Source organism: Pseudomonas sp. L7, from assembly GCF_046605565.1.
GTDB classification, from domain to species: Bacteria; Pseudomonadota; Gammaproteobacteria; order Pseudomonadales; family Pseudomonadaceae; genus Aquipseudomonas; species Aquipseudomonas wayambapalatensis.
On record NZ_CP176784.1, the window covers coordinates 1,373,318 to 1,394,372 of the forward strand.

Consider the following 21,055-nt stretch of genomic DNA (forward strand, 5'->3'; position numbering starts at 1 on the left):
AAACGCAGTCATGACTCAATCCCTGGCCGATATGCGCCGCGACTACACCCGTGATGGCCTGGCCGAGGCCCAGGCCCCGGGCGAGCCGTTCGCGCTGTTCCATCACTGGTTTGGCGAGGCGGTGAAGACCGAGCAGCCACCGGTGGAGGCCAACGCCATGACCCTCGCCACCGTCGATGGCGAGGGGCGTCCGCACTGTCGTGTGCTGTTGCTCAAGGGGCTCGATGAGCGCGGCTTCACCTTTTTCACCAACTATGACAGTGCCAAGGGCCAGCAACTGCTGGCCAACCCGTTCGCGGCCATGACCTTTTTCTGGCCAGCGCTCGAGCGCCAGGTACGGATCGAGGGACGGGTGGAAAAGGTCAGCGCTCAGGAGTCGGACGACTACTACCAGGTACGTCCGCTGGGCAGCCGTCTGGGCGCCTGGGCGTCGCCGCAAAGCCGGGTGATTGCCGATCGTGCCGAGCTCGAAGGGTTGGTCAAGGCCACCGAGGCGCGGTTCTCCGACACCCAGCCGCATTGCCCGGAACATTGGGGCGGCTACCGCCTGCTGCCTGAACGGATCGAATTCTGGCAGGGGCGCTCCAGTCGCTTGCACGATCGCCTCAATTACCGCCTGGTCGATGGTCAGTGGCTGCGTGAGCGGCTGGCACCGTGATCATCAGGGGCCGCTTGCGGCCCCGCCATTGCTCGGCAGGGCGTGGTCCCCATCCAGCCATTCAGCGGCAAAATACCGACCTGCAACGCCTGTCACTGCGACGATGAAGTAATCCACGACTATTCTTGGTCTCATTGGTGAAGTGGGCGGCAAGTCGCTTGGCGCCTGTACTCGAGCTGAATGAAAACAATTTAATAACGTTTGTGTCGTGACACCCATCTACACGGGGAGTCTAATGGACACCTGACTTATGGAGATTCCCCATGCGTAAATCCGTTTTGATGGTGGCGAGCTTCACCACCATGGCGCTGTTGCTCGGCGGCTGCCAGTCCAGCCTGACCGGTGACAGCTATTCCCGAGATGAAGCCCGTCGCGTGCAGACCGTGCGCATGGGCACGATCGAATCCCTGCGCCCGGTCAAGATCGAGGGTACCAAGACGCCGATCGGTGGTGGTGCCGGCGCCATCGTCGGTGGTGTCGCGGGCAGTGCCGTCGGCGGTGGTCGTGGCAGTATCGTCGCTGCGGTGATCGGCGCCGTGGCCGGTGGCCTGGCAGGTTCGGCTGCTGAAGAAGGCCTGACCCGCACCCAGGGCGTTGAAATTACCGTGCGTGAAGACGACGGCAGCATGCGCGCCTACGTGCAGCAAGTGCAGCAGAACGAGATCTTCCGCGTGGGCGAGCGCGTGCGCATCATGACCGTCGACGGCACCAGCCGCGTCACTCACTGATTTCGCAGGGCAAAGAAAACCCCGATCCGGCGAGGCCGGTCGGGGTTTTTTTGTGCCTGGTGCTATCAGCTGGCTGCAACCGCCACTTGTCGCTTGCGGCTGGCCGCCGCAGTCACGGCATAGCCGATCAATGCTGCGAAGAGCGAGCCGGTGAGGATGCCCATGCGGTCCTCTCCGGCATACTCGCTGACACCGGATGGGAAGGCCAGGGAACCGACGAACAGGCTCATGGTGAAACCGATGCCGCAAAGAATCGCGACGCCAAGCACCTGGCCCCAATTGGCGCCCGCCGGCAGGGCGGCCAGGCGCAGCTTGATGGCCATCCAGGTCAGGCCGAACACGCCGACCGTCTTACCCAGCAGCAATCCGATGGCGATGCCCATGGGCACCGAATGCGTGAAGCTCTCCGCGCTGGCGTTGACCAGGGAGACTCCAGCATTGGCGAAAGCGAACAGCGGCAGGATCGCGTAGGCCACCCAGGGGTGTAGCGCGTGCTCCAGGGTGAGCAATGGAGAGGTACTTTTCTTGCCGCCAGCGCCCAGCGGGATGAACATTGCCAGGGCCACGCCGGCGAGGGTGGCATGCACGCCGCTCTTCAGCACGCAGACCCAAAGTACCAGCCCCACGATCAGGTAGGGTGCAAGCTTCTTCACCCCTAGACGGTTCATGCCCAGCAGAGCCAGCAGACAGCCCCCTGCAAGCATCAATGCCATGCTCGAAAGCTCGCCGGAATAGAACAGGGCGATGATGATGATCGCACCCAGGTCGTCGATGATCGCAAGGGTCATCAGGAACAGTTTGAGCGACACAGGCACACGCTTGCCGAGCAGCGCCAGCACGCCAAGGGCGAAAGCGATGTCGGTCGCGGTAGGGATGGCCCAGCCGGCGAGTGTCGCGGGGTTGTCACGGTTGATGAACCAGTAGATCAGCGCCGGGACCAGCATGCCACCGACTGCGGCGGTGGCCGGCAGGATGATCTGCGAAGGTTTCGACAGCTGGCCCTCGAGCACTTCGCGCTTGACCTCCAGCCCGATCAGCAGGAAGAACAATGCCATCAGGCCGTCGTTGATCCACAGCAGCAGCGGCTTGGCGATCTCCAGGGGGCCGATTTGCACAGCGACGGGGACGTCGAGAAAACTGACGTACAGATGCGACAGCGGGGAGTTGTTGACGATGAGGGCGATGATCGCCGCGATGATCAGCAGCAAGCCGCTGGCGGCCTCCAACTGAAGGAAACGATTGATGAGGCTGCGCACGGGGATGGGTCTCCAGTACGTTGATCGAACGGAACGGGAGTACACCCTAACGCGCAACGATATTCTTTAAAACAAAAATTATATTCTTTTTTGTTATAAGTGGTTTCACTTTGGCCTTGTGAGTCTTGCGCGGAAATATTCGCTTGGATTTTAGGATTACTCAGACAACTAACGGGCCTTTCTACCATTGAAATGCACGTTGAAATACTCGTGGGAAAACGTCGCAGCCGAACATGCACGACGGAAGGAAAGTTGGAGGTCGCACAGTAACCTACATCCTGCTTGGATCGTTCACCCGCAAGGTTGGCTACGACAAACCGCGTTCAGGCGACGTGGCGCCTGAGTTTCTCGAGTTCTACTGGGGCAACTGGCTGCGGGGGGCGTTGCCGCTGGCAGCTTTCGATCTTGATGAGCGCAGCGGTTATCGGCAGGCAGTTGCGCCAGCGGCTAGCTTGATGGTGACGCTGGCTCCGCAGCAGCTTGTGGGCGACAGCGGCTTCACTGCGCGCCAGATGGGAGGTTATCGCAGCGTGACCGCAAGGAGCTGGACAACACTGCGAGTCGCAAGCTGGGCTATGTGGCCGAGTACCGCAAGAACCGCAGTGCTCGGCAATAGCCGCAACCTCGTGCAACTGGCCTGGCTTGGGGCGTCAGGCCTTGATTCCGAGTATGCCGCGCGCGACCGCTTCAGCGATCCGAATGCCATCGACGCCGGCCGACAGGATGCCGCCGGCATAGCCTGCCCCTTCACCGGCCGGGAACAGGCCCTTGAGATTCAGGCTCTGGTAGTCCTCGCCACGGGTGATGCGCAGCGGTGATGAGGTCCGCGTCTCGATACCGGTCAGCACTGCATCGTGCAGGTTGTAGCCCTTGATCTGGCGATCGAAGGCCGGTAGCGCTTCGCGAATCGCCTCGATGGCGAAGTCTGGCAGGCTGGGGGCCAGGTCCCCGAGGGTGACGCCTGGTTTATAGGAGGGTTCGACGCTGCCCAGCGCCGTGGACGCACGACCTGCGACGAAATCGCCGACCAGTTGCGCCGGCGCCTGGTAGTTGCTGCCACCCATGACATAGGCGTGGGCTTCCAGGCGTTCCTGCAACTCGATACCAGCCAGCGGGCCGCCCGGGTAGTCACGCTCAGGATCGATGCCCACGACGATGCCAGAGTTGGCATTGCGCTCATTACGCGAATACTGGCTCATGCCGTTGGTGACTACGCGCCCCGGCTCACTGGTGGCCGCGACCACGGTACCACCCGGGCACATGCAGAAGCTGTAGACCGAACGACCGTTCTTGGCGTGGTAGACCAGCTTGTAGTCGGCGGCGCCCAGTTTCGGGTGGCCGGCATACTTGCCCAGGCGCGCCTTGTCGATCAGCGATTGGGGATGCTCGATACGGAAGCCCACCGAGAATGGCTTGGCCTCCATGAACACGCCCTTGGCGTGCAGCATGCGGAAGGTGTCGCGGGCGCTGTGGCCCAGGGCCAGCACTACATGGCGTGAGTGCAGCTGTTCGCCGCTTTCCAGCACCACACCGGTGAGCTGTTCGCCCTCGATCAACAAGTCGGTAACCTTTTCCTGGAAGCGGATTTCACCGCCCAGGCTGATGATTTCCTCACGCATCTTCTCGACCATGCTGGTCAGGCGGAAGGTGCCGATGTGTGGCTTGTTGATATAGAGGATTTCTTCCGGCGCACCCGCCTTGACGAATTCTTCGAGCACCTTGCGGCCATGGTGCTGCGGATCCTTGATCTGGCTGTACAGCTTGCCGTCGGAGAAGGTGCCGGCGCCGCCTTCGCCGAACTGCACGTTGGATTCGGGGTTGAGCACGCTCTTGCGCCACAGGCCCCAGGTATCCTTGGTGCGCTGGCGCACTTCCTTGCCGCGTTCGAGCACGATCGGCTTGAAACCCATCTGCGCCAGCAGCAGGCCTGCAAAGATGCCGCACGGGCCGAAGCCGACCACGATCGGACGCTGCTGAAGATCGGCAGGTGCATGTCCGACGAACTTGTAGCTGACGTCCGGTGCCACGCTGATATTGCGATCATCGGCGAACCTGTGCAGAAGCTCGGCTTCGTTGCTGGCTTCAAGGTCGATGGTGTAGATGAACAGCAGCTCGCTGTTCTTCTTGCGCGCATCATAGCTGCGCTTGAACAGGTTGAAGCCGAGCAGTTGCTCGTCGCGGATCCCCAGGCGCTGGACGATAGCCTCGCGCAAGGCTTCTTCGGGATGGTCCAGGGGCAGCTTCAGTTCGGTGATTCGTAGCATGGCAGGGTCCAGTATCCCGGCCATGGGCGGCCGGCGGCTTTACTCAAACCGCCAAGTATAAGCTGTTCGCCGGCCTGACTGGCAGGATAAAAGTACCCGATGATCAGTTGTCGCGCGCACCGCCGTAGTAGGCGCAGCCTTGCAGGGTCTGGCCATCGATGCGCAGTTCGGCGCGTAGGTGGCGCACGGCACCGGTGCCAGGCTCGACGCAACGCTGCGGCGCGACCCACAGCTCGACGCGCTGGCCGTTGGCTTCACTGGACAGGCTAAGGCCGCCGCCGGGCATCTGCTCTTCGAGGAACGGCAGCGGCAGTGGATCCTTGTCGGCACGGTTGATCACCATGCCCTTGCCGCTGGCTTTGATGTCCCAGTCGGGTGCATGCCCGCCGGCACGCAGAGTCAGTTGCTTGAAGTTGGGGTCTTCGCAGGCGCTGGCGGAGTTTTCGACGCGGTACAGCCGGGTGACGTCCAGCTGGCCGTCACTGTTGGCTTCGCGGCTGCCGGCCAGGCGCCCGCGGAGGTCGGCGAACAGTGCGGCCTTGGGGCCATTGGCGAGGTTGGCGGCTTCCTGCAGGATACCGGTGCCGGCGGCATCCTTGACCACGAAGCGGCGTGCCTCGCTGCAAGGCTTGAACAGCAACTGACTGTTGGCTGCGCTCAGTTCGCCTTGCATGCGCGTGGTGCCGACGTTCGGGTCGCTTGGTTGCTCGGCGAGCATCTGGCAACCGGCGAACAGGGGCAGCAGGGCAGCGAGCAGCAGGGGAGGGGTGAGGCGCATCGGTGGACTCCGGGGTCGCGGCGGGTTGAAGTTGGCCACGTTACCCAGCGGGGAGCGGCTTCACAAGGGGCAGGCCGCAGGAACAGTACCGGCCACCGAACCTCCACCCCCATGAAAAAAGGGCCCGCAGGCCCTTTTTTCATTCAACCACCCAGGTACGCGTCCCGTACCTTCGGATCGGTCAGCAGTGCTTCCCCGGTCCCTTGCATCACCACCTTGCCGTTCTCCAGCACATAGGCGCGGTCGGCGATCTTCAGCGCCTGGTTGGCGTTCTGCTCAACCAGGAACACCGTCACACCATCACGGCGCAGCTGTTCGATGATATCGAAGATCTGCTGGATGATGATCGGCGCCAGGCCCAGCGACGGCTCGTCGAGCAGCAGCAGCTTGGGCTTGCTCATCAGCGCCCGGCCGATGGCCAGCATCTGCTGCTCGCCACCGGACATGGTGCCGCCGCGCTGGGTGAAGCGCTCCTTCAGGCGCGGGAACAGTTGCAGGACCTTGTCCATCTGCTCCTGGTAATCGCCCTTGTCGGTGAAGAAACCGCCCATGGCCAGGTTTTCCTCGACGGTCAGGCGGGCGAACACACGGCGGCCTTCCGGCACGACGGCGATGCTCTTGCGCATGATATGCGAGGAGGGCTGGCCGACCAGCTCTTCGCCCAGGTACTTGATGCTGCCGCTGTGTGCCTGTGGCGAGCCGCACAGGGTCATCAGCAGGGTCGACTTGCCGGCGCCGTTGGCGCCGATCAGCGTGACGATCTCGCCCTGGTTGATTTCCACGTTGACGCTGTGTAGCGCCTGGATCTTGCCGTAGAAGGTGGAAACGTTCTCGAACTTCAGCATTTACGCTTCCCCCAGGTAGGCCTTGATCACATCAGGATTGCCGCGAATCTGTTCCGGCGTGCCATCGGCCAGCGGCGTGCCCTGGTTGATCACCACGATGTGGTCGGAAATGCTCATCACCAGTTTCATGTCGTGCTCGATCAGCAGCACGGTCACGTTGTGCGATTCGCGCAGGTAGCCGATGAGGGCCTTGAGGTCTTCGGTTTCCTTGGGGTTCAGGCCTGCTGCCGGTTCGTCGAGCATGATGATCCGTGGCTGGGTCATCATGCAGCGGGCGATTTCCAGGCGGCGTTGCTGACCGTAGGCCAGGGTGCCGGCGGTACGGTTGGCGAATTCGGTCAGGTTGACCTTCTCCAGCCAGTACTGGGCCCGCTCCATGGCTTCCTTCTCGCTGCGGCGGAAGGACGGGGTCTTGAACAGGCCGGCAAAGAAGTTGGTGTTCAGGTGCCGGTGCTGGGCGATCAGCAGGTTTTCCAGCGCGGTCATTTCCTTGAACAGGCGTACGTTCTGGAAGGTCCGCACCACACCCTTGCGGGCGATCTGGTGGCCGGCCAGGCCCTGGATCGGCTGGCCGTCGAGCAGGATGGTGCCGCCACTTGGCTTGTAGAAGCCGGTCAGGCAGTTGAACACCGTGGTCTTGCCAGCGCCGTTCGGGCCGATCAAGGCCACCACCTGTTTTTCCTTGACGGTCAGGCCCACGCCGTTGACCGCCAACAAGCCGCCGAAGCGCATGCTCAGGCCGCTGACTTGCAGAATTTCGCGGCTCATCGACGCAGCTCCATGTGTGGACGTTGCATAGGCAGCAGGCCTTGCGGACGCCAGATCATCATCAACACCATCAGCGCACCGAACATCAGCATCCGGTATTCGCTGAACTCACGCATCAGCTCAGGCAGCAGGATCATCACGATGGCCGCTAGAATCACGCCCAGCTGAGAGCCCATGCCGCCAAGCACGACGATGGCGAGGATGATCGCCGACTCGATGAAGGTGAACGACTCCGGGGTCACCAGGCCCTGGCGCGCGGCGAAGAAGCTGCCGGCGAAACCGGCGAAGCAGGCGCCCAGGGTGAAGGCCGAGAGCTTGATCACGGTAGGGTTCAGGCCCAGCGCGCGGCAGGCGATCTCGTCTTCGCGCAGCGCTTCCCAGGCACGCCCGATCGGCATGCGCAGCAGGCGGTTGATCACGAACAGCGCCAGCAAGGCCAGCAGCAGGGCGACCAGGTAGAGGAAGATGACCTTGTTGATCGAGTTGTATTCCAGCCCGAAGAACTCGTGGAAGGTCTGCATGCCCTCTGCCGCGCGGCGCTCGAAGGTGAGCCCGAAGAACTCGGGTTTGGGGATGTTGCTGATGCCGTTGGGGCCGCCGGTCCAGTCGGTGAGGTTGCGCAGGAACAGGCGAATGATTTCGCCGAAGCCGAGCGTGACGATCGCCAGGTAGTCACCGCGCAGGCGCAGTACCGGGAAGCCGAGCAGGAAGCCGAAGGTCGCGGCCATGAGGCCGGCGATCGGCAGGCAGACCCAGAAGCTCCAGCCCAGGTAGTGCGAGAGCATGGCGTAGCTGTAGGCGCCGACGGCGTAGAAACCGACGTAACCCAGGTCGAGCAGGCCGGCCAGGCCGACCACGATGTTCAGGCCCAGGCCCAGCAACACGTAGATCAGGATCAGGGTGGCGATGTCGACCGCGCCGCGCGAGCCGAAGAACGGCCAGATCAGGGCGGCCACGATCAGGCCGAGGATGATCCAGCGCTGGGTCTTGGGCAGGGTCAGGAAGTTGCTGACCGAAGGCGGGATCAGTTTGCGATCCGAGCGCCCGCCCATCACCGAACTCCACTGCTTGTCGAACAGCACGCGCAGGAACATCAGTATCGAACACACGGCAATGATGCTGATGGTGAAGCTGCCCTGGCTGTGCACGATCAGGCTGATGCCGTCGATGCTCAGCTTCAGGCCCAGCACCGGGAAGGCGACGGCCCAGACCAGCAAGGCGCTGAAGAACGCCTGTTTGAGATTTCTGTTCATACTTTTTCAACCTCCGGACGGCCCAGGATGCCGGTCGGCCGGAACAGCAAGACGAGAACCAACAAGCCAAACGCCACCACATCCTTGTATTGGTCGCCGAAGATGTCGGCGCCGAAAGCTTCGGCCACACCCAGCACCAGCCCGCCGAGCATGGCGCCCGGAATGCTGCCGATGCCGCCCAGTACCGCCGCGGTGAAGGCCTTCAGGCCCACCAGGAAACCGGCGTTGGGGTTGATCACCCCGTACTGCATGCTCAGCAGTACGGCCGCCACGGCCGCCAGGGCAGCACCGATGACGAAGGTCAGGGCGATGATGTTGTTGGTGTTGATGCCCAGCAGGTTGGCCATCTTGATGTCCTCGGCGCAGGCGCGGCAGGCGCGGCCCAGACGGGAGCGGGAGATGAACAGGGTCAGGCAGGTCATGGCCACCAGAGTGACCACGAACACCAGGATCTGCATGTAGGACACCAGCACTTCCTCCGCACCGCCCGGGCCGAACGAGAAGGCGCCCGGAATCAGGTTGGGGATGGATTTGTCCTTGGAGTCCTGCGACAGGAGCACGGTGTTCTGCAGGAAGATCGACATGCCGATGGCGGAAATCAGCGGGATCAGGCGGTTGCTGTTACGCAGCGGTCGGTAGGCGACCCGCTCGATGCTGTAGCCATAGGCACTGGTGACGCAGATGGTGGCGACGAAGGCCACGGTCATGAGGATCGGCAGCGAGTGAATGCCCATCATGGCCAGCCCCGCGAGGGCGATGAAGGCCACGTAGGATCCGATCATGTACACCTCGCCGTGGGCGAAATTGATCATCCCGATGATGCCGTACACCATCGTGTAACCGATGGCGATCAAGGCATAGGTGCTGCCGATGGTCAATCCATTAACCAGTTGTTGGAAGAAATGGTAGATCTCAGGCATTACAGCGCTCCTAAAAACCTGATTTGCATTTCGCTGGCGGGCGATGGGCCCGGCCCGTTTCGTGGTCTTCGCCAAGTCAGTGGGCACAGCCAGGAAACCGCGGGTGACGGTTTTAAGATTTTCAGGTGAACCGGCTCCCGGATCGCGGGAATCAGGTCCATGAACCTCGTAAAACAAAGCCCACTGCTCGCACAGTGGGCTTCTCGGTCAGCTATTAGTCACGCAGTTACTGAGGGGAGACTTCGGTCTTCGGCTTGCCGAAGTGCCATTCGTAGACCACGAACTTGAAGTCTTTCAGGTCGCCTTTCTCGTCGTAGGACAGCTCGCCGGTCGGGGTCTTGAACTTGCCGGCGTGGATGGCGGCTGCCACCTTGTCGGTGTCTTCGGACTTGGCGGCTTCGATACCCTTGGCGATCAGCTCGACAGCGGAGTAGGCCGGGAACACGAACGGACCGCTAGGATCCTTGCCGTCAGCCTTGATGGCGTCGACGATGGCCTTGTTCTCAGGGTCAGCGTCGAACGACTTCGGCAGGGTGACCAGCAGGCCTTCGGAAGCGCCCTGGGCGATCTGCGAGATGGAGTCGTTGCCGACACCTTCCGGCCCCATGAACTTGGCTTTCAGGCCCTTCTCTTGCGCCTGGCGCAGGATCAGGCCCAGCTCTGGGTGGTAGCCGCCGTAGTAGACGAAGTCGACGTTGTTCTGCTTGAGCTTCTGGATGATCGAGGAGAAGTCCTTGTCACCGGCGTTCAGGCCTTCGAAGACGGCGACCTTGGTGCCTTTCTTCTCGAGGGTCTGCTTGACCGCGGTAGCGATGCCTTCACCGTACTGCTGCTTGTCGTGCAGGACGGCAACGACCTTGGGCTTGACGTGGTCGGCGATGTAGTTGCCGGCCGCCGGGCCCTGGGCGCTGTCCAGACCGATGGTGCGGAAGATCAGCTTGTAGCCACGCGCGGTGATTTCCGGGGAGGTGGCGGCAGGGGTGATCATGATCACGCCTTCGTCTTCGTAGATGTCGGACGCAGGCTGGGTGGAGCTGGAGCACAGGTGGCCGATGACGAACTTGACGCCGTCGTTGACCACTTTGTTGGCGACTGCAACGGCCTGTTTCGGGTCGCACGCGTCGTCATATTCCTTGGCCTCGAGCATCTTGCCGTCGACGCCACCCTTGGCGTTGATGTCTTTGATGGCCTGTTTGGCGCCGATGAACTGCATGTCGCCATATTGCGTGACCGGACCGGTCTTGGGACCGGCGATGCCGATCTTGATGGTGTCGGCGGCAAACGAATGGCTGGCTACCCCGGCCAGGACCATTGCGGCGAACAGCTTGGAAATCTTGATCATAGTGCTCCACTCATTCTGTTGTAATTCTTATAGTCCTGGCGGCCAGGGCTACAGACCGGGCGGGATTTGCGGCACGCTCGTGCCATGTCGCAAGCCCACCTTCCCCCGGAACATGTCCCGGAACTGTACCGGTACAGTGTAGAGCGCTGTCCGAGCGCTTGAAAAGCGGGCGAAAAGCGCCTGTTTCCCGGGGTGTCGCATGATCGACATAAAGATATAGAAAAGCGCCATCACTTTGCCTCTATCCCGAGCCCAACCCCATATAACCGGGGCCCGTCGATCAAATTACGTATTTGAAACCGGGTTTTTCTGCAAAAATGCCGGCCTTTTCAAATGGCCATTCTGTCGGCAGGAAAACCCATGACTGATCACACAAGCACCCTCTATGCCAAATTGCTCGGCGAGACCGCGATTATCGAGTGGAAAGCCTTGGAGCGTTTCTGGGCCAAGGGTGACCTGATTTGGGTCGACTCCAGCCTGGATCTGATCGCCGTTGCCGAGGCGATGGCCGAGAATCGCAGCGAAATCTTCGCCAAGTGGCGTAACGATGGCGTTGTCGGACCGCTCAGTGCAGAGCAGGCGCTAGACCTGCAAAGCCGCGATCCCGAGATCTGGGCGGTGGTGGTTTCGCCGTTCATCGTGATCCAGGTGAAGAAAGCGGAATAACTGCGGGCTTTTTTAGTGCGTAAAAGTAGTTGATTGCACCTTGTTGGTGCGTGTTGACGCTGACGTAAGGTGGAAGTAAGTAACAAGTCGCCGCTGCGTTCGCCACTGCGGTAACAGTTTACGGGATGCGTAATATCCCGGTAGGAGCGGGCTTGCCCGCGAATGCGTCCGCGCCGTCACTATTGCATTCGCAGGCAAGTCGCAACGGCGAACCGCCACTCCTACAGGAATCATGTGCAAGACCTCAGTAATCCACCCGCCCGGTATGGCTGTTGAGCGAAATCACCCGGGTCTTGCCGATCCGATGCCTGAAGATCTCGCGCAGGTACTTCACCGCTTTCTTCACGCATTCGCGCGACAGGCGGATGTCGTTGATCGAGACGAAGCGGCTCTTGTCGTTGATCAGCTCACGGTACTTCTTCTCGTACATCGGTTTGATCGCGTACCAGTTGGTATCGAGGATCTTCGCCGGGTTCTCGAATTCGTTGAGCAGGTCGTCGATACGGTCTTCATCGAAATGCTCGCTGGTGATGAACTCCAGGATGGCGTTGTCCAGCGTGTCGTCGAAACGGTAGGGCGCGCGTGCGAAGCAGCGCTTGATGAAGGCCACGATCAGCGTCAGGAAGTCGTCCGACAGGCAGGGGCTCTTGGCGATCAGAGTGGTCAGCGACAGGTTGGCCGAGGCACCGATCACCAGCGCGTAGCGCTTGAGCGTGGTGTTGGGGAACAGGCTGTTGAGGTGGGTCTTGAGCCGGTTCAGGTCCATGTACGACAGCTTGTAGTCCTTGGGCAGCGATACGATCGATACCACCGACGAGCAGTTCTTGAAGAAATGCAGGTCGTGCAGGGCCGCTGCGTCGAAGCCCGAGGCCTGGTACTGCTCCAGTGCCGCGCGATAGCGACGCGACTCGATGGGCAGCAGGCTGATGCCCTCGATGGCCTGGGTCTGCTTGTTGAAGTGGGGCAGGTCGATGGAGCGCAAGAACAGGTCGTCGATGTCCAGGCGCGGCGATTCGCGTTCGAACACCTTGAACTTGTCCGAGCCCTGCGCGGGCGCCTCCGGCACTACCGATTCGGCATAGGCGATGGCGACCGGGCCCGCGAGGCTCATGAACAGGTCGTTGGCATCCAGGCGGATGGTTTCGCCAATGTCGATGCCGGCACGGCGGAAGTAGTTCTGGTCGTAGTCGGTGGTCACGGCCTGGGCGGTGAGGATGTTGAAGATCTGCTGAGAGATGTACTGGTTGGCATGCTTCTCCATGGCATTGACGTCGATGTTCTGGATCGTCCCGTCATCGCTCTCTTCGGCGTAACGCATGATGTCGTTGGAGATCAGCATCATTGCGTTCCAGGGGCGGATGCGCCCCATCACGCTGGCCTCGCTGCTGTCTTCGTTGTCGAAGTTGTACGAGAAGTCCCATTCTTCGGACAAATACTTGCACAGCAGGCGCCCGGCATTGATGTGCAAGGCTTCGGACATTTCGCTGCGGTGGTCGGAGGCATTGGGCAGTACGCAGATGCCGCTGGTGAAGATCGGCTCGAACACGAACGAATGCCCGCCCTTGCCGTCGTTCTCGTCGGCCGGCTTGGTGTCGAAGGTCTTGTTCATGTACGAGTACTGCTGGGCCAGGCCGAACTCCGAGGCCATCCCTGAGCCGGTCCCGCCGCCGGCGCTGAAGATGTAGAAGTACAGGCGCGATTGGTTGGCCTTGATGCCGCAGGAATCGATCAGGTAGGAGTGGATGAGTTTCCAGTCGGCGCTCGAGAAGCGCTGGGTATCCTTGTTGAGGATGATCTTGGCCAGGTACTGGCCGAGGATCGGCGCATTGCCGGCGCCACCGGCGTGCACCTCGGACAGGTCCATGATCTTCATCTTGCTGTAGTCGCGCAGGAAGCCCCCGCGCTCACCCTTGCGCGAAAAGCGGATGCGTCCGGCGATGTCCTTGTCCAGGTCGCCGAGCATCACCAAGGGCTCGACCAGAAATACCGGCTTGGCGCCCTTGTTCTGCACCAGGCGCAGGTTCTGTCGGATCCAGCGTGCAGGGCTGTAGCCGCCTTCGCTTCTGTTGCGGTCTTCGTTGTTGAATTCGTTGAGGAAGAAGGTACGTGCGTTGTACACCAGTTCCGCCACGTCAAGTGCAATGTTCGAACCGCAGCGCCCCAGGCCGATCAGGCATACCGAAGGGAACTGCTGGTCCAGGCGCAATTGGCTTTCGTCTTCCGCGTGCAGGCCCTGCGGGAACACCAGGTCACGCAGGCCGTCGAGGTTGTCGAGGATGCGTTGGATATCGTTCTCGGTGAAGTACAGATATTGCGCGGGGACGTTGCGGGTGGCCTGGCCGCCACCGAGGGTCAGCGAGGTGATGCTGGTCGAGGGCTCGGGCACTGCATTGGCAGAAGTATTATTGGAGGTCATAGTGCGCCATTTGCCTGGAGTGGTGGACGGTCGGAAGATATGTCATCTGGCCATTACGTAAATCCGGCGACTGTAGCAGTGCGCCTTTTGCCCATGCGATAGGGGTTTACCCTATGGTCGATAGTGGTTTTACGCTGGCACCTGCACTGCATCGCCCGAGAGCCACGCTTCTTTAATCCTTGCCTGGAGTCATTCATGAGTACTGCATTGCCTTCCCTGGGGTTTGCCGGCATCGGTCTGATGGGGCTGCCGATGTGCCGTCGCCTGCTGGCTGCCGGCTATCCGCTGACCGTGTGGAACCGTAGCCCGCAGAAGTGCGCCGAATTGGTCGCCGCCGGGGCACGTCTGGCCGAGAGCCCGGCAGCGTTGTGCCGTGACACTGAGATCGTGCTGCTGTGCCTGGCCGACACGGGCGTAGTACGTGAGGTGGTGTTCGGCGAGCAAGGCATCGCCCAGGGCGGTCGCAGTGGCCAGTTACTGGTGGATTTCTCCAGCCTTGAGCCAACCGCCACCCGCGAGATGGCCGCGGAACTTGCGGCGCTGTGCGGCATGGCCTGGCTGGACGCACCAGTGTCCGGCGGTACGCCAGGCGCCGAGGCGGGAACCCTGGCGATCATGGTGGGTGGTGACGCTGCAGACCTGGCGCGCGTACGCCCGGTGTTGCTGACCCTCGGCCAGCGCGTGACGCACATGGGGGCGGTTGGCGCCGGCCAGGTGACCAAGGCCTGCAACCAGATGATCGTTGCTTGTAATGCCCTGGTGATTGCCGAAGTGGTGGCCTTGGCCGAACGTTCAGGGGTGGATGCCAGCCTGATCGCCGAAGCACTCTCCGGCGGGTTCGCCGACTCTCGGCCGCTGCAGATCCTCGCGCCGCAGATGGCGCAAAGCTGCTACACCCCGGTCAAATGGCATGTACGCACCTTGCTCAAGGACCTCGACACTGCGGTGAAGTTTTCCCGCGAGCAGGGTTCGGCAACGCCGATCAGTGGCCTCGCCGCGCAACTGATGCGCCTGCACGGCAGCCAGGGGCATCTGCAAAACGATCCGGCGACCCTTGTAGAGCTGTTCCGCGCTCGGGAATGAAGTCGCTGTCCAGATTGTCGAGGCGTTCCAGCACTGGCTGCAGGTCGGTCAGCGGGACCGGACGGCTGAGCAGGTAGCCCTGAAGGAAGTCGCAGCCTTGGGCGGCGAGAAACGCGCGTTGTTCGTCGGTCTCCACGCCCTCGGTGACGACCTGCAGGTGCAGGGTATGGGCCATGATGATGATGGCCTGGACGATCTCACGGTCTTGCTGGCTGCCCGGCACATCCTGGATGAACGAACGGTCGATCTTCAGCACGTCCAGGGGAAGGCGCTTGAGGTAGGCCAGCGATGAATAGCCGGTGCCGAAGTCGTCGATCGACAGGGCCACGCCCTGGGCGCGAATGCGTTTTAGCAGGTTGATGGTGCGGTGGATATCGCCCATCAAGGCGTTTTCGGTGACTTCCAGTTCCAGTTGGCGAGCCGCCACACCGGCCTGGAACAAGGCCATCTCCACCTCGCTGGCCAGTTCCTCGCGCCCCAGCGTCACCGCGGAGCAGTTCACCGTGACCTTGAGATGTCCGTAGCCAAGGCGGTTGAGTTCGGCGAGGTCTTCGCAGGCGCGGCGCAGTACCCACAGGTCGAGTTCGGCGATCAGGCCATTGGCTTCGGCAATTCCGATGAAGCGGTCGGGGCCGAGCAGGCCATGCTGCGGGTGCTGCCAGCGTACCAGGGCTTCCAGCTTGGCGACCCGTGTGCTGTGCAGGTCGAAGATCGGCTGGTAATGCACGCGCAGTCCGCGCTCTTCGAGCAGCGCCACGCGCAGTTCCTCTTCCAGTTGCAACTCCAGCGTGGCGCGGGTCTTCAGGCTGCTGTTGAAGAAATTCAGGTTGTTGCGCCCGCCGCCCTTGGACTGGTACAGCGCCAGGTCGGCATTCTTCAGCAACTCCTCAACGCTGCGCCCGTCGTCGGGAAAGATGCTGATGCCGATGCTGGTGGTCATGACCATGCGTCGCCCGCCCAGGTCGATCGGCTCCTTCATGCGTTGCATGATGCGTTGCGCCAGGTGGCGGGCCTCGTCGCGGTTGTGCAGGCTGGTGACGATGCAGAACTCATCGCCGCCAAAGCGTGCCACCACATCCTGGGAGCGGGTCGCCGCCTTGATGTGCCCGGCGATCACCTTGAGCAGTTCGTCGCCGGCAGCGTGCCCGAGGCTATCGTTGATGCGTTTGAAGTGGTCGATGTCGAGGAACATCACGGCCAGCATGCCTTCGCTCGCGGTCTGCTCGGCCAGGCGTTCGGCAAAGACCTGGTTGAAGCCGCGGCGATTGACCAGGTTGGTCAGGGCATCGTAGTGGGCGGCCTGTTGCAGCGAAGCCCGGGCCTGATCGAGCTGGCTCAGCAGTACGTTGACCCGACGCAGATCATGTTCCTTGCTTTGCAGTTTCTTGTCGGCCAGGGCCGCGCTGATGCTGCTGCCACTGATCAGCAGGGTGATGAACGCGATGGTCAGCCCCAGCTGCAGGCTGTTGTTGGCTGAGGGCAGTTGCAGGGGCATGTTGTCTGGGATCACCAGCGACAGTGCAGCCATGCCGGTGAAATGGGTAAGGACGATGCCCGCCGCCATCATCAGGCTGGCGCCGTATTTCATCACCAGGTGCAGGGTCCCGCTGCCACTGCGAAAATGCCGGGCCATCAGCAGCGCCACCAGGCTGGTGACAGTGGCGATGCCCAACGAGGTGAGCAGCAGTGGGGTCTGGTAGTACTGCAGGGCGCTGGTCTGCAGCGCGGCCATGCCGACGTAATGCATCACGGTAATGCCGAGGCCGATCGCCAGTGCGGCCTGCAGGTAATGACGCCACTGCATCACCGTGCGATCGAGGCTGTTCATCGCCAGCCACGCGGCGAGCAGGGCGATGATCAGCGAAAGGGCGGTCAGCGGCATGTCGTAGTGCACTTCAAGTGGCGCCTGGAACGCCAGCAGGCTGATGAAGTGCATGGCCCAGATACCGCTGGCCAGGCAGCAGGCACCGAGGATCCGCCATTGGCGGCGGGCGTTGAGCGCCTCGCTGTGACTTTGCCGCTCGGCCATGTCCAGGGTGGCCAAGCATGCAGCGCAGGCCACCAGGTAGGCGAGCATGACCAGGAAAGGGTTATGACGGCAGTCGAGGATGATTTGTCCGTTCGCCGGAAGCTCGGCGAACAATTGAAGTCCCAGCCACTCCATTGCCTGTCTCTTCGTCGAGTTTGCACTCGTCTCCTAACAGCGTGGTGGAGACCGTTGAAACCCGAGTATAGGAAAGGGAAACTAGGCCTTCCTGATTAATGGCAATTTGATCTCTACCATTTGGACATGGAGTCGATAGCGGAAGGTTATAAAAAGGGTGGGGCGACCTGGATTCTGATGTCGTCTCTTTCGCGGGCAAGCCCGCTCCTGCAGCTGCAGGAGCAGGCGAGCGAAAGGGGCCGCAGTTCTATCAGCCGGCCACCAGCACGCGAATCGCTTCCAGACGCAGTGCGGCCTTGTCGAGCATTGCCAGGCCTTCTTCGCGCTGCTTGCGCAGGGCGTCGATCTCGCTGTCACGCACGCTCGGGTTGACGGCCTTGAGCGCCGTCAGGCGCGCCAGCTCTTCGTCGGCTTCAGCCGCCAGGCGGCGCTGCGCCTCGGCGACACGCTCGTCGTGCACTGGCAGTACCTTCGCCTCGCCAGCGGCGATGCGCTTGGCCAATACATCGCGCTGGGCCTGGATGAACTTGTTGGCGCTGGCCTTGGGCACGCTCTCGAGCTGGTCGTTGAGGGTTTCGAAGGCAACCCGCGGCGCCAGGTCGTTGCCGTTGGTATCGAGCAGGCAGCGCAAGGCGGCCGATGGCAGGTAGCGACCCAGTTGCAGGCTGCGTGGCGCCACCACTTCGCTGACATAGAGCAGTTCGAGCAGCACGGTGCCAGGCTTGAGCGCCTTGTTCTTGATCAGCGCCACCGCGGTGTTGCCCATCGAACCGGACAGCACCAGGTCCATGCCGCCCTGGACCATCGGGTGCTCCCAGGTCAGGAACTGCATGTCCTCTCGTGACAGGGCCTGGCCACGGTCGTAGGTGATGGTCACGCCTTCGTCGTCGCCCAGCGGGAAGCTGGCGTCGAGCATTTTCTCGCTGGGCTTGAGCACCAGCGCGTTTTCCGAATGGTCTTCGCTGTCGATGCCGAAGGCGTCGAACAGGGTTTCCATATAGATAGGCAGGGCGAACTGGTCGTCTTGCTCGAGAATCGCCTCGACCAGTGCCTCGCCTTCGCCAGCGCCGCCGGAGTTGAGCTCCAGCAGACGGTCACGGCCGCTGTGCAGCTCGGCCTCCAGGCGCTCGCGCTCGCCGCGGGCCTCGGCAACCAGGGCGCTCCAGGCCGCATTGTCGCCGCCGACCAGTTGCGCCAGCAGGCGTGGGCCGAACTGGTGCTGCAGGGCGTTACCGGTCGGGCAGGTGTTGAGGAAGGCATTCAGGCCTTCGTGGTACCACTGGAACAGGCGCTCTTGCGGGCTGTCCTGCAGGTACGGGATGTGCAGCTGGATCGTGTGTTTCTGACCGATCCGGTCGAGACGGCCGATGCGTTGCTCGAGCAGGTCCGGGTGCGCCGGCAGGTCGAACATCACCAGGTGGTGGGCGAACTGGAAGTTGCGGCCTTCACTGCCGATCTCCGAGCAGATCAGCACCTGCGCGCCAAATTCTTCGTCGGCGAAATAAGCAGCGGCGCGGTCACGCTCGAGGATGCTCATGCCCTCATGGAAAACCGTGGCGGGGATGCCGGAGCGCACGCGCAGGGCGTCTTCCAGGTCCATGGCGGTTTCGGCGTGGGCGCAGATCACCAGCACCTTGGTGCGCTTGAGCATCTTCAGGGTGTCGATCAGCCAGTCGACCCGTGGGTCGAAGCGCCACCAGCGTTCGTCGTCGCTGACTTCGCCCTGGGCCTGGAAGGCCACTTCCGGGTACAGCTCGGCACGCTCGCCGGCAGGCAGCGCGCTGTACGGCTCGGGGTTGGCGAGCGGGTAGGGGTGCAGTTGGCGCTCGGGGAAGCCCTGGATCGCGGCGCGGGTGTTGCGGAACAGCACGCGGCCGGTGCCATGGCGGTCGAGCAATTCGCGGATCAGGCGTGCGCTGGCCTGGCTGTCACCATCGCTGACTGCGGCCAGCAGGGCTTCGCCCTCGGCGCCGAGGAAATTGTGAATGGTGGCGTGCGCCTTGGGCGACAGGCGGCCTTCGTCGAGCAGTTCCTGCACGGCTTCGGCTACCGGGCGATAGTGCTCGCTCTCGGCGCGGAACGCGGCCAGGTCGTGGAAACGGTTGGGGTCGAGCAGGCGCAGGCGGGCGAAATGGCTGTCCTGGCCGAGCTGCTCGGGGGTGGCAGTGAGCAGCAGCACGCCAGCAATGACCTGGGCCAGTTGCTCGACCAGCGCGTATTCGGCGCTGGCCTGTTCCTCGTGCCAGACCAGGTGGTGGGCTTCGTCGACCACCATCAGGTCCCAGCCGGCGGCGAACAGTGCGTCCTGGGCCTTTTCATCGTCGACCAGCCATTCCAGCGCCACCAGCGCCAGTTGGGCATCTTCGAACGGGTTGCTGGCATCGCTCTCGATGAAGCGTTCGGCGTCGAACAGTGCCACCTGCAGGTTGAAGCGCCGGCGCATTTCCACCAGCCACTGGTGCTGAAGGTTTTCCGGGACCAGAATCAGCACACGGCTGGCACGGCCCGTCAGCAGTTGGCGGTGGATGACCAGGCCCGCCTCGATGGTCTTGCCCAGGCCCACTTCGTCGGCCAGCAATACCCGCGGGGCGATACGGTCGGCGACTTCACGGGCAATGTGCAACTGGTGGGCGATCGGCTGGGCGCGGCAGCCGCCCAGGCCCCAGAGCGTGGAGAGCATCTGCTTGCTGCTGTGCTGCAGCGTGTTGTAGCGCAGCGAGAACCACGACAGCGGGTCGATCTGCCCGGCGAACAGACGGTCGCTGGCCAGACGGAACTGGATGAAGTTCGACAGTTGCGTCTCAGGCAGGGTACGCGCCTCGTTCTGCCCGTCCAGGCCATGGTAGACCAGCAGGCCGTCGACATCCTCGACCTCGCGCACGGTCAGCTTCCAGCCATCGAAGTGAGTGATCTGGTCTCCCGGCGAGAAGCGCACGCGGGTCAGCGGCGCGTTGCGTAGCGAGTACTGGCGGGTATCGCCAGTGGCCGGATAGAGCACGGTCAGCAGGCGGCCATCCTGCGCCAGGATGGTTCCCAGGCCGAGCTCGGCTTCGCTGTCGCTGATCCAGCGTTGCCCCGGTTGATACTGCTGCGCCATACTGCCTGAACTCCCGCGATGAAAAAGCGCACTATCTTAACGGATAGGCCCGGCGGACCAAAGCGTTCAGCCACTTCATCGACGAATACCCTTTAGTCAACGAGGGCCTCGCGCCAACATGCCTGTCACGCACCGCTGGTTGAACCTCTCCCTGGCCGTGGGCAGCGTGGCGCTGCTCGCGGCCTGTGACCAGAAGAAGTTCGAGATCCTCGCGCCGATCCCGGTCGAGCAACTGGAAGTCCTGGGCGTGCAGACACCGCTCAAGAGCGTGCATTTCCACGACCGCGAGGGCGAAGGCCTGCTGGTGCTCAGCCGTGTCGACGGCCAGGCGACCGATGCCGAGAGCGAACAGGAAGTCGACAAGGTCGTGCTCAAGGCCACGCTCTATGGGCGTGCGAGCGAAAGCGAGGCGTTCAAGCCACGCTGGCAGATCGACCAGGAAACGACCTGTCCCGGGCTGGACCTGGATGTCGATTTCTATACCGATGTCAGCGACGTCACCGACCTGAACAAGGATGGTGTCGCCGAAGTCACCGTGGCCAGCCACGCTTTCTGTGGCGGCGGCATCGACCCGCACGACATCAGCATCGAAATGCGCGAAGGCCAGGCGATCTACAGCATCAGTGGCCAGTCGCAGATCAGCCCGGCGGGCGAGGAGCCCATCGGCGGCGAGCGCGAGGACAGTGCGTCGCTCAAGAGTGCGCCGCAGGTGCTGCGCGAGCACATGGACGCGGTCTGGCAGCAGGTCTACAAGAGGCCCTGGAGCGAGACCAGCCAGCCCGCGGACGACGATCCCGACGACGAAGGCGAGTGATCG

Annotated in this window: 16 protein-coding genes; 5 read left to right on the plus strand and 11 right to left on the minus strand. The window is 62.4% G+C overall.

What is annotated here, in order from left to right:
* The first annotated feature begins 10 nt into the window (after window positions 1-10).
* Window positions 11-658, plus strand: a complete 648-nt coding sequence (pdxH, locus tag ACK3BK_RS06555) for a pyridoxamine 5'-phosphate oxidase (RefSeq protein ID WP_186711167.1) — start codon at window positions 11-13, stop codon at window positions 656-658.
* Between the two features lie 263 nt (window positions 659-921).
* Window positions 922-1,386 carry a glycine zipper 2TM domain-containing protein gene (locus ACK3BK_RS06560; protein ID WP_054891758.1) on the plus strand — a complete coding sequence of 155 codons (465 nt, stop codon included), beginning with the start codon at window positions 922-924 and terminating at the stop codon, window positions 1,384-1,386.
* Window positions 1,387-1,451: 65 nt separating this feature from the next.
* Here ACK3BK_RS06560 and nhaA read toward each other — a convergent pair whose 3' ends face one another.
* The 8 genes from nhaA to ACK3BK_RS06600 form a co-directional block, all read right to left on the minus strand.
* Window positions 1,452-2,642 (minus strand): Na+/H+ antiporter NhaA, encoded by a 1,191-nt coding sequence (nhaA, locus tag ACK3BK_RS06565; RefSeq protein ID WP_186668462.1) that lies wholly within the window; start codon window positions 2,640-2,642, stop codon window positions 1,452-1,454.
* A gap of 650 nt (window positions 2,643-3,292) precedes the next feature.
* Window positions 3,293-4,906 carry an NAD(P)/FAD-dependent oxidoreductase gene (locus tag ACK3BK_RS06570; RefSeq protein WP_411383949.1) on the minus strand — a complete coding sequence of 538 codons (1,614 nt, stop codon included), beginning with the start codon at window positions 4,904-4,906 and terminating at the stop codon, window positions 3,293-3,295.
* A 103-nt stretch (window positions 4,907-5,009) separates the two neighbouring features.
* Window positions 5,010-5,684 carry a COG3650 family protein gene (locus tag ACK3BK_RS06575; RefSeq protein WP_411383950.1) on the minus strand — a complete coding sequence of 225 codons (675 nt, stop codon included), beginning with the start codon at window positions 5,682-5,684 and terminating at the stop codon, window positions 5,010-5,012.
* Window positions 5,685-5,827: 143 nt separating this feature from the next.
* Window positions 5,828-6,529 carry an ABC transporter ATP-binding protein gene (locus ACK3BK_RS06580; RefSeq protein WP_054891753.1) on the minus strand — a complete coding sequence of 234 codons (702 nt, stop codon included), beginning with the start codon at window positions 6,527-6,529 and terminating at the stop codon, window positions 5,828-5,830.
* A complete protein-coding gene (gene livG, locus ACK3BK_RS06585; RefSeq protein WP_411383951.1) occupies window positions 6,530-7,297 on the minus strand; it encodes a high-affinity branched-chain amino acid ABC transporter ATP-binding protein LivG in 768 nt (255 codons plus the stop codon).
* Window positions 7,294-8,550, minus strand: coding sequence for a high-affinity branched-chain amino acid ABC transporter permease LivM (locus ACK3BK_RS06590; RefSeq protein ID WP_054891751.1), 1,257 nt, complete (start codon window positions 8,548-8,550; stop codon window positions 7,294-7,296). Before ACK3BK_RS06590 ends, livG begins: the two co-directional genes overlap by 4 nt.
* Window positions 8,547-9,470, minus strand: coding sequence for a high-affinity branched-chain amino acid ABC transporter permease LivH (gene livH / locus ACK3BK_RS06595; protein ID WP_039575990.1), 924 nt, complete (start codon window positions 9,468-9,470; stop codon window positions 8,547-8,549). The genes ACK3BK_RS06590 and livH overlap by 4 nt, the downstream gene beginning before the upstream one ends.
* A gap of 226 nt (window positions 9,471-9,696) precedes the next feature.
* Complete coding sequence (locus tag ACK3BK_RS06600) at window positions 9,697-10,812, minus strand: branched-chain amino acid ABC transporter substrate-binding protein (RefSeq protein ID WP_054891749.1); 1,116 nt, start codon at window positions 10,810-10,812, stop codon at window positions 9,697-9,699.
* Between the two features lie 360 nt (window positions 10,813-11,172).
* Between ACK3BK_RS06600 and ACK3BK_RS06605 the strand changes: the two genes are divergently transcribed.
* On the plus strand, window positions 11,173-11,478 hold the full coding sequence (locus tag ACK3BK_RS06605) for a DUF2288 domain-containing protein (protein WP_186668452.1): 306 nt from the start codon (window positions 11,173-11,175) through the stop codon (window positions 11,476-11,478).
* 244 nt (window positions 11,479-11,722) lie between these two features.
* On the opposite strand, the gene ACK3BK_RS06610 is transcribed toward ACK3BK_RS06605, so the two are convergent.
* Window positions 11,723-13,894: a hypothetical protein gene (locus ACK3BK_RS06610; protein ID WP_186710869.1), complete on the minus strand. Its 2,172-nt coding sequence runs from the start codon at window positions 13,892-13,894 to the stop codon at window positions 11,723-11,725.
* Window positions 13,895-14,089: 195 nt separating this feature from the next.
* Here ACK3BK_RS06610 and ACK3BK_RS06615 point away from each other — a divergent pair, with 195 nt between their 5' ends.
* Window positions 14,090-14,977 carry an NAD(P)-dependent oxidoreductase gene (locus ACK3BK_RS06615; RefSeq protein ID WP_186710871.1) on the plus strand — a complete coding sequence of 296 codons (888 nt, stop codon included), beginning with the start codon at window positions 14,090-14,092 and terminating at the stop codon, window positions 14,975-14,977.
* On the opposite strand, the gene ACK3BK_RS06620 is transcribed toward ACK3BK_RS06615, so the two are convergent.
* Together ACK3BK_RS06620 and rapA are read right to left on the minus strand one after the other, a co-directional pair.
* On the minus strand, window positions 14,877-17,141 hold the full coding sequence (locus ACK3BK_RS06620) for a putative bifunctional diguanylate cyclase/phosphodiesterase (protein WP_411383952.1): 2,265 nt from the start codon (window positions 17,139-17,141) through the stop codon (window positions 14,877-14,879). The two genes, ACK3BK_RS06615 and ACK3BK_RS06620, sit on opposite strands and share 101 nt — an antisense overlap.
* 250 nt (window positions 17,142-17,391) lie before the next feature.
* The gene (gene rapA / locus ACK3BK_RS06625; protein WP_411383953.1) at window positions 17,392-20,238 is read right to left on the minus strand and encodes an RNA polymerase-associated protein RapA; all 2,847 of its coding nucleotides are present in this window, start codon (window positions 20,236-20,238) and stop codon (window positions 17,392-17,394) included.
* A gap of 118 nt (window positions 20,239-20,356) precedes the next feature.
* Between rapA and ACK3BK_RS06630 the strand changes: the two genes are divergently transcribed.
* Entirely contained in the window at window positions 20,357-21,052 is a 696-nt protein-coding gene (locus ACK3BK_RS06630) for a M949_RS01915 family surface polysaccharide biosynthesis protein (RefSeq protein ID WP_186668441.1), read from the plus strand.
* Window positions 21,053-21,055: the final 3 nt, after the last annotated feature.